Origin of the sequence: Phyllobacterium sp. SB3, assembly GCF_040009165.1 — a bacterium.
In the GTDB taxonomy this organism is placed as follows: Bacteria; Pseudomonadota; Alphaproteobacteria; order Rhizobiales; family Rhizobiaceae; genus Phyllobacterium.
In genome coordinates this window covers 545,712-561,326 of sequence record NZ_JBDYKI010000001.1, presented here as the reverse complement: position 1 = coordinate 561,326, position 15,615 = coordinate 545,712, and the positions used below count along the sequence as shown (strand labels likewise).

Annotated in this window: 16 protein-coding genes; 7 read left to right on the top strand and 9 right to left on the bottom strand. The window is 53.3% G+C overall.

The window, feature by feature from the left end; genetic code table 11:
• Positions 1-1,035: an aspartate-semialdehyde dehydrogenase gene (locus ABKW30_RS02835; protein WP_348596497.1), complete on the top strand. Its 1,035-nt coding sequence runs from the start codon at positions 1-3 to the stop codon at positions 1,033-1,035.
• Positions 1,036-1,081: 46 nt separating this feature from the next.
• On the opposite strand, the gene ABKW30_RS02830 is transcribed toward ABKW30_RS02835, so the two are convergent.
• The gene (locus ABKW30_RS02830) at positions 1,082-1,549 is read right to left on the bottom strand and encodes a MarR family transcriptional regulator (protein WP_348596496.1); all 468 of its coding nucleotides are present in this window, start codon (positions 1,547-1,549) and stop codon (positions 1,082-1,084) included.
• Between the two features lie 157 nt (positions 1,550-1,706).
• Between ABKW30_RS02830 and ABKW30_RS02825 the strand changes: the two genes are divergently transcribed.
• Entirely contained in the window at positions 1,707-2,129 is a 423-nt protein-coding gene (locus ABKW30_RS02825) for an organic hydroperoxide resistance protein (protein WP_348596495.1), read from the top strand.
• 199 nt (positions 2,130-2,328) lie between these two features.
• Positions 2,329-3,150: an alpha/beta hydrolase gene (locus ABKW30_RS02820; protein WP_348597586.1), complete on the top strand. Its 822-nt coding sequence runs from the start codon at positions 2,329-2,331 to the stop codon at positions 3,148-3,150.
• Positions 3,151-3,161: 11 nt separating this feature from the next.
• Here the strand turns inward: ABKW30_RS02820 and ABKW30_RS02815 are convergent, their stop codons facing one another.
• Positions 3,162-5,210 (bottom strand): M3 family metallopeptidase, encoded by a 2,049-nt coding sequence (locus ABKW30_RS02815; protein WP_348596494.1) that lies wholly within the window; start codon positions 5,208-5,210, stop codon positions 3,162-3,164.
• A gap of 107 nt (positions 5,211-5,317) precedes the next feature.
• Positions 5,318-6,541 (bottom strand): argininosuccinate synthase, encoded by a 1,224-nt coding sequence (locus ABKW30_RS02810; protein ID WP_348596493.1) that lies wholly within the window; start codon positions 6,539-6,541, stop codon positions 5,318-5,320.
• Positions 6,542-6,710: 169 nt separating this feature from the next.
• Between ABKW30_RS02810 and ABKW30_RS02805 the strand changes: the two genes are divergently transcribed.
• On the top strand, positions 6,711-7,352 hold the full coding sequence (locus tag ABKW30_RS02805) for a LysE family translocator (RefSeq protein ID WP_348596492.1): 642 nt from the start codon (positions 6,711-6,713) through the stop codon (positions 7,350-7,352).
• A gap of 2 nt (positions 7,353-7,354) precedes the next feature.
• Here ABKW30_RS02805 and ABKW30_RS02800 read toward each other — a convergent pair whose 3' ends face one another.
• The 4 genes from ABKW30_RS02800 to ABKW30_RS02785 all read right to left on the bottom strand — a co-directional run bounded on the left by ABKW30_RS02800 (position 7,355) and on the right by ABKW30_RS02785 (position 10,291).
• The gene (locus ABKW30_RS02800) at positions 7,355-7,774 is read right to left on the bottom strand and encodes a hypothetical protein (protein ID WP_348596491.1); all 420 of its coding nucleotides are present in this window, start codon (positions 7,772-7,774) and stop codon (positions 7,355-7,357) included.
• A 7-nt stretch (positions 7,775-7,781) separates the two neighbouring features.
• A complete protein-coding gene (gene rlmN / locus ABKW30_RS02795) occupies positions 7,782-9,020 on the bottom strand; it encodes a 23S rRNA (adenine(2503)-C(2))-methyltransferase RlmN (protein ID WP_348596490.1) in 1,239 nt (412 codons plus the stop codon).
• A gap of 122 nt (positions 9,021-9,142) precedes the next feature.
• Entirely contained in the window at positions 9,143-9,646 is a 504-nt protein-coding gene (locus ABKW30_RS02790) for an invasion associated locus B family protein (protein ID WP_008127246.1), read from the bottom strand.
• Between the two features lie 258 nt (positions 9,647-9,904).
• Positions 9,905-10,291: a YkvA family protein gene (locus ABKW30_RS02785; RefSeq protein ID WP_348596489.1), complete on the bottom strand. Its 387-nt coding sequence runs from the start codon at positions 10,289-10,291 to the stop codon at positions 9,905-9,907.
• Positions 10,292-10,424: 133 nt separating this feature from the next.
• Here ABKW30_RS02785 and ABKW30_RS02780 point away from each other — a divergent pair, with 133 nt between their 5' ends.
• A complete protein-coding gene (locus ABKW30_RS02780; RefSeq protein ID WP_348596488.1) occupies positions 10,425-10,895 on the top strand; it encodes a low molecular weight protein-tyrosine-phosphatase in 471 nt (156 codons plus the stop codon).
• On the opposite strand, the gene thpR is transcribed toward ABKW30_RS02780, so the two are convergent.
• Together thpR and ABKW30_RS02770 are read right to left on the bottom strand one after the other, a co-directional pair.
• Positions 10,847-11,443 carry an RNA 2',3'-cyclic phosphodiesterase gene (thpR, locus tag ABKW30_RS02775; protein WP_348596487.1) on the bottom strand — a complete coding sequence of 199 codons (597 nt, stop codon included), beginning with the start codon at positions 11,441-11,443 and terminating at the stop codon, positions 10,847-10,849. The two genes, ABKW30_RS02780 and thpR, sit on opposite strands and share 49 nt — an antisense overlap.
• A gap of 135 nt (positions 11,444-11,578) precedes the next feature.
• Positions 11,579-12,268: an arylesterase gene (locus ABKW30_RS02770; protein ID WP_348596486.1), complete on the bottom strand. Its 690-nt coding sequence runs from the start codon at positions 12,266-12,268 to the stop codon at positions 11,579-11,581.
• A gap of 68 nt (positions 12,269-12,336) precedes the next feature.
• Here ABKW30_RS02770 and ABKW30_RS02765 point away from each other — a divergent pair, with 68 nt between their 5' ends.
• Both ABKW30_RS02765 and ABKW30_RS02760 read left to right on the top strand, forming a co-directional pair.
• On the top strand, positions 12,337-13,041 hold the full coding sequence (locus tag ABKW30_RS02765) for an ABC transporter ATP-binding protein (protein ID WP_348596485.1): 705 nt from the start codon (positions 12,337-12,339) through the stop codon (positions 13,039-13,041).
• Entirely contained in the window at positions 13,038-15,602 is a 2,565-nt protein-coding gene (locus tag ABKW30_RS02760) for an ABC transporter permease (protein ID WP_348596484.1), read from the top strand. The genes ABKW30_RS02765 and ABKW30_RS02760 overlap by 4 nt, the downstream gene beginning before the upstream one ends.
• Positions 15,603-15,615: the final 13 nt, after the last annotated feature.

Genomic DNA, 15,615 nt, shown 5'->3' with positions numbered 1-15,615 from the left:
ATGAGTTTCAAGGTTGCGATTGTTGGTGCCACAGGCAATGTGGGCCGGGAAATGTTGACAATACTGGAAGAGCGTGGCTTTCCGGTAAGTGAAGTTGTTGCGCTCGCCTCGCGTCGTTCGCAAGGAACCGAGGTTTCCTATGGCGACAGAACGTTGAAGGTTAAAGCGCTCGATACCTATGACTTTTCGGATACTGATATTTGCCTGATGTCTGCAGGTGGTAATATTTCAAAGGAATGGTCGCCGAAGATTGGTGCGCAGGGTTGTGTCGTCATCGATAACTCTTCCGCATGGCGCTACGATTCCAACGTGCCGTTGATCGTTCCGGAAGTAAATCCAGACGCAATTACCGGCTTCAGTAAGAAGAACATTATTGCAAATCCGAACTGCTCGACGGCGCAATTGGTCGTTGCTCTGAAGCCTTTGCATGACAAGGCTCGTATCAAGCGCCTTGTCATTGCGACGTATCAGTCCGTTTCGGGAGCGGGCAAAGATGGCATGGATGAGCTTTTCCAGCAGTCGCGTGCAGTCTTTGTTGCTGATCCGGTGGAAGCCAAGAAGTTCACCAAGCGGATTGCCTTCAACGTTATTCCGCATATCGATGTGTTCATGGAAGATGGTTACACCAAGGAAGAGTGGAAGATGGTCGCCGAGACCAAGAAGATGCTCGATCCCAAGATCAAGCTGACGGCGACTTGCGTACGCGTTCCTGTTTTCATTGGTCACTCGGAAGCGGTGAATATCGAGTTTGAAAGCCCGTTGAGTGCTGAAGAGGCGCGTGAGATTCTTAGCGATGCGCCAGGCTGCCTGGTTATTGATCGTCATGAAGATGGTGGCTACATCACCCCTTATGAGGCAGCCGGTGAAGATGCGACCTATATCTCGCGTATCCGTGAAGATATCACAGTCGAAAACGGCCTGTCGCTTTGGATCGTTTCGGATAATCTACGCAAGGGTGCAGCGCTGAATACTGTCCAGATCGCTGAACTTCTGGTTGCGCGTGGACTCATTCAACCAAAGAAGATCGCAGCCTGATCCATCAGGCCGGTGAAAGCTCTAAAGGCGCTGGAGACGGCGCCTTTTATTTTGCCTGATCAATGCTCGCAACGAGATTATCTCGTAACCCGATGAGTTCTTTTCGCATGCCGCGTGCTTCATCCATGGTGCAGCCAAATGCCTGTCCCATTGCCAGAGGGACGGCTTCTGCTCTCTCCCGCATGGCGCGGCCTTCATCCGTCAAGCTGATCAGGACTTGACGCTCGTCTGTCTTGTCGCGCCTACGTGATATAAGGCCTGCTGTCTCCAGCCGTTTCAAAAGCGGGGTCAGCGTACCGGAATCGAGACTGAGCTTGTCTCCGATCGCCGTTACGGTTTGGTTCTCTTCTTCCCACAGCACCACCATGACCAGATACTGCGGATAGGTCAGCTTCAACGCCGCCAAGCGTGGTTGATAGGCGCGTGTAACCGCGTTTGCAGTGGAGTAAATGGCGAAGCACAGAAAATTTTCCAATTTCAGTTGTGACTCAGGCGCCTTCTTTTTTTCGCTCATTTGCCTTCCTTCTCAATAAGTTGGCTCAGGATACCCAAGCGCTTTCAATTGTGCATCATTTAATTTTTTAACATTGATGCAAAATATCTATTGCACACAATCTAATTGTATGCAATTTAATATGCATTGAACAATCACAACCCGAAAGGAAATGAAAATGAGCATCCTCTATACAACTAAAGCGACAGCAACTGGCGGACGCGATGGCAGTGCCAAGAGTGAAGACGGTCGTCTGGAAGTTACGCTCTCCACGCCAAAGGAACTTGGCGGCAACGGTGCGCAGGGCACCAACCCTGAACAGCTATTCGGCGCGGGATATTCCGCGTGCTTTCTCGGCGCACTGAAATTCGTGGCCTCGCAGAAGAAGATCAAGCTTTCTGAGGAAGCCGCAGTAACAGCCACGGTCGGTATTGGCCCTCGTGATGATGGCAAGGGATTTGGCCTGGACGTTGCTTTAGCCGTGACATTGCCTGGCATTGAAGCTGGACAGGCACGCGAGCTTGTCGATGCAGCCCACATCGTCTGCCCTTACTCGGAAGCAACACGCAGCAATCTAGACGTACGTATTTCGATTAATTGACGCCTGCGCCGTCACCATAGAGTTATCAAGGAGCGCTAGCATCATGAGCAATGACCCAAAGAATGTGACGTCACGCCGTGCTGTACTGGCCGCGGGCATTGCCTTGGCGGCGGCAGCAAGCCTCCCGGCACTTCCCAGTTCAGCGGCAAACAAACCGACAAAGCAAAAATCCAACCAACCCGTGAAAGGACATAGTACAATGACCACGATCACAACCAAGGATGGAACAGAAATTTACTACAAGGATTGGGGCAAGGGACAGCCTGTCGTCTTCAGCCACGGTTGGCCACTTTCTTCGGATGCCTGGGAAGACCAGATGTTTTACCTCGCATCAAATGGCTACCGCGTGATTGCCCATGACCGGCGTGGCCACGGCCGCTCGAGCCAGCCTTGGAACGGCAATGATATGGATACTTATGCCGATGATCTGGCGGAACTGTTTGAAAAGCTGGATTTGAAGGATGCCATCATGGTTGGTCATTCGACCGGTGGCGGTGAAGTAGCCCGCTATATCGGTCGCCATGGTACAAAGCGTGTTGCCAAGGCCGTGCTGGTTGGTGCCGTCCCACCGCTCATGCTGAAAACTGATGCAAACCCTGAAGGTCTGCCTATTGATGTTTTCAATGGCATTCGTGATGGCGTCATTGCCGACCGTTCCCAGTTCTTCAAGGACCTGTCGTTGCCATTTTATGGTTACAACCGTACCGGTGCGAAGGAGTCTGAAGGTGTAAGAAACGCTTTCTGGCTGCAGGGCATGATGGCCGGAATGCCAGCCTCATACTTCTGCATCAAGGCGTTTTCGGAAACGGATTTCACCGAAGATCTGAAGAAGATCGATGTCCCGACCCTCTTTATCCATGGCGATGACGATCAGATTGTGCCTATTGATGCTGCTGCTCGTAAGGCAGTGAAGCTGGTAAAGAATGCCACGCTGAACGTCTATGCCGGTGCGCCGCACGGTTTGGCCACGACGCACAAGGACAAGCTGAACGCTGATCTTCTGGCTTTCGCCAAGTCCTGATTGGCTCTATCTCAAAGCCCACGCTTTTCGATCATCGCATCGGGCGTGGGCATTTTACCCCGGAAAGCTTTGTAAAGCTCTTCGGGGTCTTTGCTGCCACCAGCCGAATAGATGTACCTTTTCAGCTTTGCCGCAAGCTCTGTATTGAATGTATCGCCAGTCTCTTCAAATGCCTTGAATGCATCGGCATCGAGCACTTCCGACCACAGATAAGAATAGTATCCCGCAGAATATCCATCACCCGAGAAAACGTGCTTAAAGTGCGGTGTGCGGTGGCGCATGATGATTGCATCGGGCATGTCCAGTTGCTGCAAAGTCTCTGCCTCGAACTGGATTGGGTTCTCCGGCGGGGTGCCATCTGCATGAAATGCCATGTCGACCAATGCCGATGAGGTAAACTCGACGGTGTTGAACCCTGCATTAAACGTATCTGCGGCAAGCACCTTGTCGAGCAAAGCTTTTGGCATTGCTTCGCCCGTGCGGTAGTGGATCGCGTACTTTTGAAGGATCGATGGTACAGTCAACCAGTGCTCGTAGAGCTGAGATGGCAGTTCGACGAAATCCCGGGACACTGATGTGCCTGAAACCGCTGGCCAAGTGACGTCTGACAGCAAGCCATGCAAAGCATGGCCAAATTCATGAAAGAGGGTACGTGCACCGTCGAGGGAAAGTAGTGCAGGCTCACCTTTCAGTGGCTTGGCAAAGTTCATCACATTATAGATGATCGGCTTCTGCACGCCGCCCAGCTTGTGCTGTGACTGTAACGCACTCATCCATGCGCCGGAATGTTTCGACTGACGGTTGAAATAATCGCCAAGGAAGACACCGCATTCAGTTCCATCGGGATTGAACACTTCCCAGACACGCACATCCGGATGCCAGGTTGTGATGCCGGATTTTTCCTTGAAGGTAATGCCGAACAGGCGTGTTGCCACATCGAAACAGGCCTCGATGATTTTCTCCAGCTGCAGATATGGCTTCAGCTCCGCAGCATCGAAGGCAAAGCGTTCGCTACGCAGCTTTTCCGCATAGAAACGCCAGTCCCAAGGCGCGACCTTGTGGTTGCGGCCTTCCTTGGAAATCAGTTGCTGCAGGTCATTTTCTTCTTCTCCCGCGCGCGTCTTTGCTTTTTGCCAGACTGGCTCCAGCAGGTCCATAACGGCTTTAGGCGTTTTTGCCATGGTGTTGTCGAGCTTGTATGCGGCAAAGCTTTTGTACCCCAAAAGTTTTGCCTTCTCTGACCGTAAAGCTACCGTCTGAGCTACAATGGCGACATTGTCAGTATCCCCGCCATTTTCGCCCCGGGCAGCCCAAGCGCGGAAAGCCTTTTCCCGCAAATCACGGTTCTCGGCAAAAGAAAGGAAGGGTTCAATAATCTCACGCGATAATGTCACCGCCCAAGCATCCGTACGGTTGCGCTGTTCGGCAGCACCGCGCATCGCATCGCGCACGAAATCCGGCACTCCCGTAAGGTCGGTTTGATCAGTGATGTACAAAGCCCAGTCGGACTCATCCTTGAGGACATTCTGGTCAAACTGCGCGCCAAGGCTGGCGAGTTTCTCATTGATGTCCGCAAGACGGGCCTTGCCCTGATCATCCAACCGGGCACCACTGCGAACGAAACCCTTCCAGATTTTTTCCAGCACACGATCCGTTTCGGAATCCAGGCCAAGAAGGTCACGCTGTTCGTAAAGGGAATCAATGCGGGCAAACAGATGCGGATTCATCATGATTGACGATGAATGACGCGACAATTTTGGAGCGATAGACCGCTCAAGTGCCTGAATTGTATCGTTGGTATTTGCACCGGTCAGCATCCAGAAGATTGATGATACCCGGTCGAGCGACTCGCCGGAAAGCTGCAGGGCTTTCAAAGTATTCTCAATGGTGGGCGCTTCGTGATGGCCGATAATTGCTTCAATGTCGGCAAGATCGTCCGCCAAAGCCACATCGAATGCCGCAGCGAAATCCTGATCATTGAATGCTGTGAAGTCCGGCAGACCCAATGGCCCTGTCCAGTTTGTCAACGCGGTATTGATGGCTGGCTTGTCTGAAGGCATGGGGAACTCCGTCGTATGAACTTATGGCTCTATCATCTAGGCTGCCAAATTGGCGGCAACAAGCGACAAAAGTAAAACGGCGGGACCAGCCCGCCGTTTTGTATTCTTTAGCTGTTGCGCTTGCGCGCTGCGAGCGTACGTAACCGCAGGGCATTCAGGCGGATAAAGCCTGCCGCGTCCTTCTGATCATAGGCGCCGCGATCATCTTCAAAGGTGACAAGTGCATCGGAATAAAGTGACTTGTTCGACCTGCGGCCTGAGACCATGACATTGCCCTTGTAGAGCTTCAGACGAACAGTACCTTCCACATCCTCCTGGCTCTTGTCGATCATGGCCTGCAGCATCTCGCGCTCGGGCGAATACCAGAAACCATTATAGATCAACTCGGCATAACGTGGCATGAACTCATCTTTCAGGTGCGCCGCGCCACGGTCCAGCGTGATCGATTCCATCGCCCGATGTGCGGCGAGCAAAATGGTGCCGCCCGGAGTTTCGTAAACGCCACGAGACTTCATGCCAACGAAACGGTTTTCAACGAGATCAAGGCGGCCGATGCCATTGTCACGGCCAAGATCGTTCAGCTTCTTCAGAAGTGTTGCTGGCGATAGGGGTTTACCGTCGATAGCAACAGCATCGCCTTTTTCGAAAGCGATCTCGATTTCGGTGACCTTATCAGGTGCCTCCATGGGCGAGATTGTACGCTGGTGCACATATTCGGGCGCTTCCTGCCATGGGTCTTCAAGCACTTTGCCCTCCGAGGACGAGTGCAGCAGGTTGGCGTCGACAGAGAATGGAGCCTCGCCGAGCTTGTCCTTGGCGATCGGAATCTGATGCTCGCGCGCAAATTCCAGAAGGTCGGTGCGGGATTTGAAGGTCCAGTCGCGCCAAGGCGCAATCACTTTGATATCGGGATTGAGCGCGTAAGCGGAGAGTTCAAAACGAACCTGATCGTTGCCTTTGCCCGTTGCGCCATGCGCAATTGCATCAGCGCCGGTGCGGGCAGCAATTTCAACGAGGTGCTTGGAAATAAGCGGTCGCGCTATCGAGGTGCCAAGCAGGTAAACGCCTTCGTAAACGGCATTGGCGCGAAACATCGGGAAAACGAAGTCACGAACGAATTCTTCGCGGACATCTTCGACATAGATTTCCTTGATGCCCAGCATCTCGGCTTTCTTGCGTGCAGGCTCAAGTTCTTCGCCCTGACCGAGATCAGCGGTGAAGGTAACGACCTCTGCGCCAAGTTCCGTTTGCAGCCATTTCAGGATGATCGATGTATCCAACCCGCCTGAATAGGCCAACACGACTTTCTTGACGTCTTTCCATTTATTCATTGCTCATATCCTGTCTGTCGACCGCCGCCGCGATCCTGAAATTTCAGTTGGGGTCTTGTAGCATTTGCGCCGCTATTGGCAAGCGTAGCTAAAACGAGATGAGGCGCAAATACATATGGCATAGGGCTGCTTTTCGCGTTAGCTTCCGCCAGTTTTTCCGGAGCATCTGATGACCTTCATTCCCGATTGGCCAATTATACTGCAGTTTATAGTCGCCACTTTCGTTCTCTCGATCACGCCGGGGCCGGATATGACTCTATTTGTCGGACGCGCTCTGTCAGAGGGCAAGGCTGCGGGATTTGCCTGCCTCGCCGGAGCCTGTAGCGGCATCGTCGTTCACACGACAATGGTAGCTATTGGTCTCTCGGCGTTGATTGTGGCTTCGCCAACCGCCTTTCTTGCGCTGAAGGTCGTTGGCGCTGGCTATTTGGTGTGGTTGGCCTATCAGGCTATCCGCTATGGTTCGGCTTTCTCGCCCGAGAAGAAAACAGGACAAGTTCATACATTGTTTCAAAACTGGCTGACAGGGCTGGGCATTAACCTGCTCAACCCGAAGATCATCCTGTTTTTCATGACTTTTCTGCCGCAGTTCGTTTCTGCCAGCGATCCGCATGCGCCGGGAAAGCTATTTTTTCTTGGTGTACTTTTCATCCCGCTATCATTACCGGTGGTTGCACCGATGATCATAGCGGCTGACAGATTTTCGATGTTGCTGAGAAAGAATCCAACTGTGACACGTATTACAGACTGGTTGTTTGCCGGCGTGTTCTCGGCCTTTGCCGCGAAAATCCTGCTGGCACAGGCAAAATAATTTTAGGAGGAACTGGTTGGCCTTGCAGGAATAATCCCCGCTGTACGGCCGGAAATCATCCAGTAAACAAAGCCGCCGACAACGCCCGTGGCAAGGATAGCAGCGAATGCGCTGATATCCTCGGTCTGGGGCCGCCATTTCCAGACGATAACGACTACAGCCGTTGCTGCCCCTCCGAGCGTATAGAATAGCCAGTCACGCCAAGCGGTAAGCTCGGCGTATATGATGATAAGTGCCGCAGGCACGAATACGCTATAGCCAATTGCTGAAGCAAAAGCCGGGATGGTCAAATAGAGAAACGGACTTTCGCCGCCGATCCACTCCGCACTGCCGATCAGGAGCATGTTCAGAAATACTGAAGCCGCGAAAATGGCGCAGATAAATCCAAAAACGATGAGAACAAAGCGGACGAGATACAACATGCGCTGATCAGTCTTCGCCGTGACCGGCTATCATCGCTGCCTCGAAGGCAAGGCGCTCGGTCTTCTTCATGCGCTCCGACTCTGATTTGAGCTGGCCGCAGGCGGCAAGGATATCGCGGCCGCGCGGTGTGCGGATAGGCGATGCATATCCTGCCGCATTCACGTAATCGGCAAACTTCTCGATCTGCTCCCAATCGGAGCACTGATAATTGACACCGGGCCATGGATTGAACGGGATCAGATTGATCTTGGCTGGAATGCCTTTGAGCATCCGCACAAGTTCCTTGGCGTCATCAAGAGAGTCATTGACGCCCTTTAGCATTACATACTCGAACGTAATACGCTTGGAATTGGACAGGCTCGGGTAAGCGCGGCACGCAGCAAGCAGTTCCTTTAATGGATACTTCTTGTTTATCGGCACCAGCATGTCGCGCAAATCATCTGTCACCGCATGCAGGGAGATCGCCAGCATGACGCCGATCTCTTCGCCCGCTCGGTAAATCTCCGGCACGACACCGGATGTAGAAAGGGTGATGCGGCGCCGGGACAGGGAAAGACCAGCATCGTCAGCAGCAATCAGCAGCGCCTTCTTGACGTTATCGAAATTGTAGAGTGGCTCGCCCATGCCCATCATAACGATGTTAGATACTTTGCGGCCTTCTGCCGGGACCATCGTGCCGTCTGGCGTGTTGCGATCAGGAAAGTCGCCGAGACGATCACGCGCTACTAGTAACTGAGACAGTATTTCTTCAGCGGTAAGATTACGCACCAGCTTCTGTGTGCCTGTATGGCAGAAAGAGCAGGTGAGGGTGCAGCCGACCTGGCTGGAAATGCAAAGAGTGCCACGGCCCTCTTCTGGAATATAGACCGTTTCAATCTCTACAGGGCGTCCTGCTCCACGAGCAGGAAAACGGAACAGCCACTTTCGCGTCCCGTCGTTGGAAATCTGCTCCTCAACGATTTCCGGACGAGCAATATTGAAGTTATTGTTCAGTAGTTCACGCATCTCGCGCGAAATGTTTTGCATATCGTCAAAGTTTGAAACGCCGCGCACATAGAGCCAGTGCCAGACCTGCGCCACGCGCATTTTTGCTTGCCGTTCAGGCACACCAACCGCAATTAGGGCCTCTGCCAGTTCCGGACGCGTCAAGCCGATCAGTGAAGGCTTCTCAACCATCGGGGCGCGAACGGCATCACGGGATTTATCCCGGGCAACAGGATGTGTCAGGTCAAGCGAAACGGACATGGGTTTTTCTAACGTTTATAACGGAAGCGCGGCTCATATCACGTTCCAGCGGCCACGTCACCTCCACAAGCAAAAAGGCCCGGCATGTGCCGGGCCCTTCGCATGAAATGGGATTATTCAGACTATTTGCAAGTGGAAATTGCCTTGAGGGCTGCCGATACGCCTTTCAGCGAATAGGCATAGCTTGTCTTGGTTCCACGCTTGGAAACAGCGTTGATCGACATATTATGTCCTGCTCGCAAAGCGGCAACGAGCTGCGGCTCTTCCGCTGCGTTTTCCATCCAGCCATGGCTGCCATTGGTGAACATGGAGAATGTGCGGTCATCAATCTTGACGAGGACTTTTGAATTTTCCTGCAGATCATAGCCAGCCTTGAACTGCGGCTCGAAACTGACATTCTGGCCGGGTTTCTGGCTTACCATGAAGAAATTGTCGCCATGGTCAATCTTTGCTGGTTGCTTATCAACCGGCACAGACAGGACATAGCAGACTTTGCCCTTGCCCTGCTGGTAGCTATAGGCACCCCACGCGTTGAACTGGCTAATCTGACTCGGGGTCTGGGCAAGAGCTGTTCCCGCCAGCCCAAGCATGAGCACAGAGGTCGCTACGATTGATTTTCCAAACATGATACCTACCAGTTTTATTTGTACACTTCATAACTCATGAACCGGCAATGGCCCGGAAGATAATCCAGATGCCGTATTGTCCAGTTCGCTTGTCTTAATTTGACTTAATCTGGGTTACCAAACGGTGAAGACAGGTCAAAAAAGCAATTTTTAGAGCCAAAAAGGTCACAGCCTCATTCAAGTCCGATGCAGTAACACCAGCCAAATAAAAGCGGCGAGACTTTGACATTGGGGCTTTTCACAGTCTTGTGATCTCGATCACACCTTTTCGTCAGTATCGAGTTCCTTGATCGCCTGTCGTGCAGCCGCCCTGTGTGCGGGGGTGATGTTATTGCGGATGGCGCTCAATGCCGCCATCATTACCGCAACATCGTCGGTAAAGCCGAGGCCCAGAATGAAATCCGGAATGAAATCCAGCGGCAGAACAAAGTAAGCCAGCGAAGCCAGCAATATACCGCGAACCTTTGTCGGGGTAGCAGGATCAAGCGCACAAAAATAGCCAGCGACCAGCTCGTCCAGAAACGGGATGTTCTTTGCCGCCTTACGCACGGTTTTCCAGAAGGAAGCGCGGACACGCTCCTCGCGCGAACGCTGTTGATGCGCGCTGCCCGGCTCCAGAATTTCACCGATCTTGATCTCGTCCATTCCTTTTCCTTCAGTTGTTCAGCAAGAACATGGGAAGGAATGCGGGGTGGTGCAAGAGTTTTGCTCACAATGATGTGATTTCTTTGGTAAGGGTCATCCTTGTCCGCATTGCTTTCCGAACCACGGTGTCAAAATGAAATCCTCTCCTCTTCGCTCCGTTCTTTTTGTTTGCCTGGGCAATATCTGCCGGTCGCCGTTGGCAGAAGGTGTCTTTGGATCGGTTCTGAAAGCTGAGGGCAAAGCTGCGGGAGTGTTGATCGATTCTGCTGGAACCAATGGCTATCATACGGATGAGGCACCGGACTTGAGATCAATCAAAGTCGCACAACGACACGGCGTTGATATTTCCTCTCAGCAATGCAGGCAGCTCGGTGCGGACGACTTTACACGTTTCGATCTGATCATCGGTATGGACCGCATGAACATGACTGCCATTGAAAAGCGTCGCCCTGCAAACGCTACGGCACAGATCGGGCTGTTCTACGAGGTCGCGCTTGGTGATACCAAGCAAATTCCCGATCCCTATTATGGGACCGATGCAGACTTTGAAACGATCTACCGGATGATCCTTGCAGCTTCGAAAGGTCTCTCTGTGAGGTTCTGATAAGAAGATCGGCGCGATTCCAAAGGCCAGGCCTCTTCAACGATATATGGCCCGCCGCCGACTGAATCTCGCGATGACATCAGCACGAAACGCCCGACAGAAAAGGGTGCCGTGGAGAAATTACCCCGCGAGGAAAGGTAGTGCGCGATCTCTTCGTTGCGGACATTGCGCAGCCGAGCCAGAGAAACATGCGGCGTGAACTTGCGCGGGTCGGGGGCAAGCATCAACCGTTGGCAGATGCGCTCGATCTCAGCTTGCAGTGCCTGAATATCGGGTGAAGGCGCAACAGAGGCAACAACGCTATGGGGTTTTTTGGAACCGAAGGCGTTGACGCCTGAAAGCCAGAGCGTGAATTCCGGACGCCGTATGCGATCAAGGGCGTTTGCGACTTCGTCGGCAACATGGCCTTCGACATCCCCGATGAAGCGCAATGTGATGTGATAATTCTCGACATCAATCCACCGTGCTCCGGGGAGTCCACCACGCAACAACGACAGCGAGAGTGCAGCGTCGCGCGGAATTTCGAGGGCAGTAAAGAGACGCGGCATAAGGCATCCTCCCCGAATCGAGTTGTACACCTAGAGAATCATTGAACCTGTCTGTGGGCAAGCCATAAGTTTATATTCTTCTGCCACGCGACAAATTGGACACGGTAACATCGTCAGCCAAAATTGAAATCTGGTCTATTGTGAGGCGCTGGGTCCCGTAGCATTCGCTGGCGGGGTTGCATTGCCTGCGATGGTTTTTTCGATGACTGGAAGGAAACCCTCCACCATTTTGGCAACACCTTCCGTGTTCGGGTGCATGCCATCCTCCAGCTGCAGGGATTTTTGCGCCGCTACACCTTCCATGAAAAAGGGATAGAGAGGGACATTGTACTTCTGGGCGAGGCGCGGGAAAATCGCATTGAACTTTTCCTCGTAATCGACGCCCATGTTCGGGGGAGCCAGCATTCCGGCAAGAATGACCTGAACTTTACGCTGCTGAAGCTTCTCGATTATTTCCGCGAGGTTCTTTTCACTTATCTCGGGGGAAATGCCACGCAACGCGTCATTTGCACCAAATTCGAGGATAACCAGTCCGGTACCCTCCGGCACAGACCAGTCGAGCCTGCTTACCGCATCCGTAGTCGTCTCACCGGCAACGCCTGCGTTTGCGACCGTGACGTTGATACCCTTGTCCGTCAGGGCTTTTTCGAGTTGCGCCGGGAATGAGTCCTGAACGGGCAGCTCGAAGCCAGACATAAGGCTATCACCAAAGCCCACGACAGCGAGAGGCTGTCCGGACACGGTATTTTGATTGGCCAAAGCCGAAACAGGCAAGGCAACAAGACTTAGAAAAACAACAATTCTTATCAACGGTTTGAATATCATTTCAGGGCACCCATATCAGAACAGCTGCATTGCATGTTGTGTCGACCATATCGCAAAGGAAGTCTTTCGTGACGAAATCCGTTATCAAGCTCGATCACATTGAGTTGACACTGGGCACAGGAGCCTCCGCCGTGCATGTCCTCAAAGGTATTTCCCTGGATATTGATGCTGGTCAATCAGTAGGAATTGTCGGGCCTTCAGGTTCTGGGAAATCTACGCTTCTTATGGTTCTGGCTGGTCTTGAGCACGTGGATTCCGGCTCGGTTCAGATTTCCGGGACACGACTTGAAAAATTGAGCGAAGATGCAACAGCCGCATTTCGCGGCCAGAATATTGGCATTGTTTTCCAGTCGTTCCATCTGATTCCGAACATGACCGCACTGGAAAATGTTGCCGTTCCGCTGGAGCTTGCGGGGAATTCTGATGCTTTTGCCATCGCAGAACAGATGCTTGCAGCTGTTGGTCTGGCAGATCGTGTGACCCATTATCCGGGCGAGCTTTCCGGCGGTGAACAGCAGCGCGTTGCTATTGCCCGCGCACTCGCGCCATCGCCAAAAATACTTATTGCCGACGAGCCGACGGGAAACCTCGATACGACGACAGGGCGGCAAATTGCCGATCTTCTTTTCGAGAAACAGCGGGAATTGGGACTAACCCTCGTTCTCGTAACTCATGATACAAGCCTTGCTGCACGCTGTGACCGGGAAATTCGTGTCCGCTCCGGCTTGATAGAAGCCGACGAAGGCGTGACTGCATTGGCGAAAACCGCATGAGCAACGCCTCTTTTGGTTCCGGACCGTCGTTAAAGCTGGCTCTGCGTTTTGCTCTGCGGGAAATGCGCGGTGGCCTGTCAGGTTTTTACATATTCCTGGCCTGCATTGCACTCGGCGTTGCGGCAATTGGCGGCGTTAACTCGGTAGCGAACTCTGTAACATCGGGGATTTCCACACAGGGGCAGAGCATCCTTGGCGGCGACATGCGGTTCCAGCTCAACCAGCGTGAAGTTACGCCCGAAGAACGGGCTTTTCTCGACAGCAAGGGCATGGTGGCAGTGAGCGCCAATATGCGTTCGATGGCGCGCCTTTCTGATGGATCGGACCAGTCGCTGGTAGAAGTCAAGGCAGTCGATAACGCTTATCCTTTAAATGGGGCGCTTGAAACTTCACCGCCGTTGGATCATCAGGCTCTCTTTGCAGAAAAGGCCGGCGTCTATGGTGCTGCGGTCGCGGAGATATTCCTCGAACGTCTGCACTTGAAGCTTGGTGACCGTATCTTGCTAGGTTCCGCAAAGTTCGAGGTGCGTTCTGTTATCGTCAACGAGCCGGACGCTTTGTCGGATGGTTTCGGTTTTGCTCCGCGCTTCATGGTGTCGCTTGAGGGGCTCAATGCTGCGGGTCTTGTACAGCCGGGCAGCCTTGTTGATCATAGCTATAAAATTGCGCTTCCTGCGGGGGCGGGCGAACAGGTGATCACAGCTATCCGCGATGAGGCGCAGGAAAAATTCCCGCAGGCCGGCTGGACAATTCGCAGCCGCACCAATGCCGCGCCTTCCCTTAGCGCCAACATTGAACGTTTCTCGCAGTTCCTGACGCTGGTTGGCTTGACGGCTCTTGTTGTTGGCGGCGTTGGCGTGGCAAACGCAGTTCGTTCCTATCTCGACGGCAAGCGCGGCGTTATTGCAACCTTCAAATCACTTGGCGCGCCAGGTTGGTTCGTTATTGCGGTCTACCTGTTTCAAATCGTCATCCTTGCAATTGCCGGCATTCTCATTGGTCTCATCGCCGCCGCCGCAATACCCTATCTTGCCGCATATGCACTTCAAAACGTACTTCCCATTGCAGGCTCAGGTGGTTTTTATCCGGGAGCACTGCTCTGGGCTGCCCTGTTCGGTCTCCTGACCACGCTGGCTTTTGCAATCCTGCCGCTGGGGCGCGCCCGCGACGTTCCGGCTACGGCGTTGTTTCGCGAACAGGGTTTCGACCAACGGGGCTGGCCGAAGCCTGTTTACATTGGCGCAGCCGTTCTGCTGATCGGTGCGCTTTGCCTGCTCGCAATCTATTTTGCCTATGATCGGCGCATCGCTATCGTGTTTGTCGGGGCGGTAGCCGTCTCCTTTGTAATCTTGCGCGCGGTCTCCGTTCTGGTGCAGTGGCTTGCCCGCCGTGCGCCAAGGGTTTCATCAACGGCGCTGCGTCTGGCGATCGGCAATATCCACCGTCCCGGGGCTTTGACGCCCTCGGTTGTTCTTTCGCTGGGTCTTGGCCTTACCTTGCTTGTATCGTTGGCTCTGATCGACGGTAGCCTCCGGCAGCAATTGGCTGGCAATCTGCCGGAAAAAGCGCCAAATTTCTTCTTCGTAGATATCCAGAGCAGAGAGATCGATCAATTCAAGGACGTATTGCAAAAGTCCGCACCCAACGGAAAAATCGTCAGCGCTCCAATGTTGCGTGGCCGTATCGTTGCCTTCAATGGCACAGATATCACCAAGATGACGATCCCGCCGGAAGGTGCATGGGTATTGCGGGGCGACCGGGGTATAACCTACGCCAAGAATGTGCCGGAAAATTCAACCCTGACCGAAGGAAGCTGGTGGCCGGCAGATTATACGGGCGAGCCACTGGTTTCATTTTCGGCAGAGGAGGGGCGTAATCTCGGTCTCAAGATCGGCGATACCGTTACTGTCAATGTACTCGGAAGAAACATGACGACTCGCATCGCCAATTTCCGTGAAGTGCAGTGGGAATCATTGGCCATCAACTTTGTCATGGTCTTTTCGCCCAATACTTTTGCCGGGGCTCCCCATGCGTGGCTGGCAACATTGACCGACCCGACCGCAACGACAGCGGAGGAGGCCAATGTCATGCGTGAAGTAACGAGCGCATATCCCGCTGTAACGTCGGTCCGCGTCAAGGATGCAATCACCATAGCGAATGAACTGGTTGGTCAGCTGGCTGTGGCCATTCGGGCGGCGGCTTCCGTTGCCTTGATCGCATCGATTCTGGTCTTGGGTGGTGCTCTGGCAGCCGGGAACCGGGCGCGCATTCATGATGCAGTGGTGCTGAAAACACTTGGCGCCACACGGCGGACGCTCATCAAGGCCTTTACGCTCGAATATGTACTTTTAGGGCTTTCAACAGCAGTCTTCGCGCTGTTGGCCGGCGGTTTGGCTGCCTGGTATGTGATTGTCCGGGTCATGACCTTGCCAGCTTCATTCCAGCCGGAAGTTGCGGTGATGACTGTTGCCGTGGCGCTTATTTTGACCGTGGGATTCGGGCTTGCGGGGACGTGGCGGATTCTTGGTCAGAAGGCAGCTCCGGTGCTTAGAACGCTTTAAATTGATTAAAAGC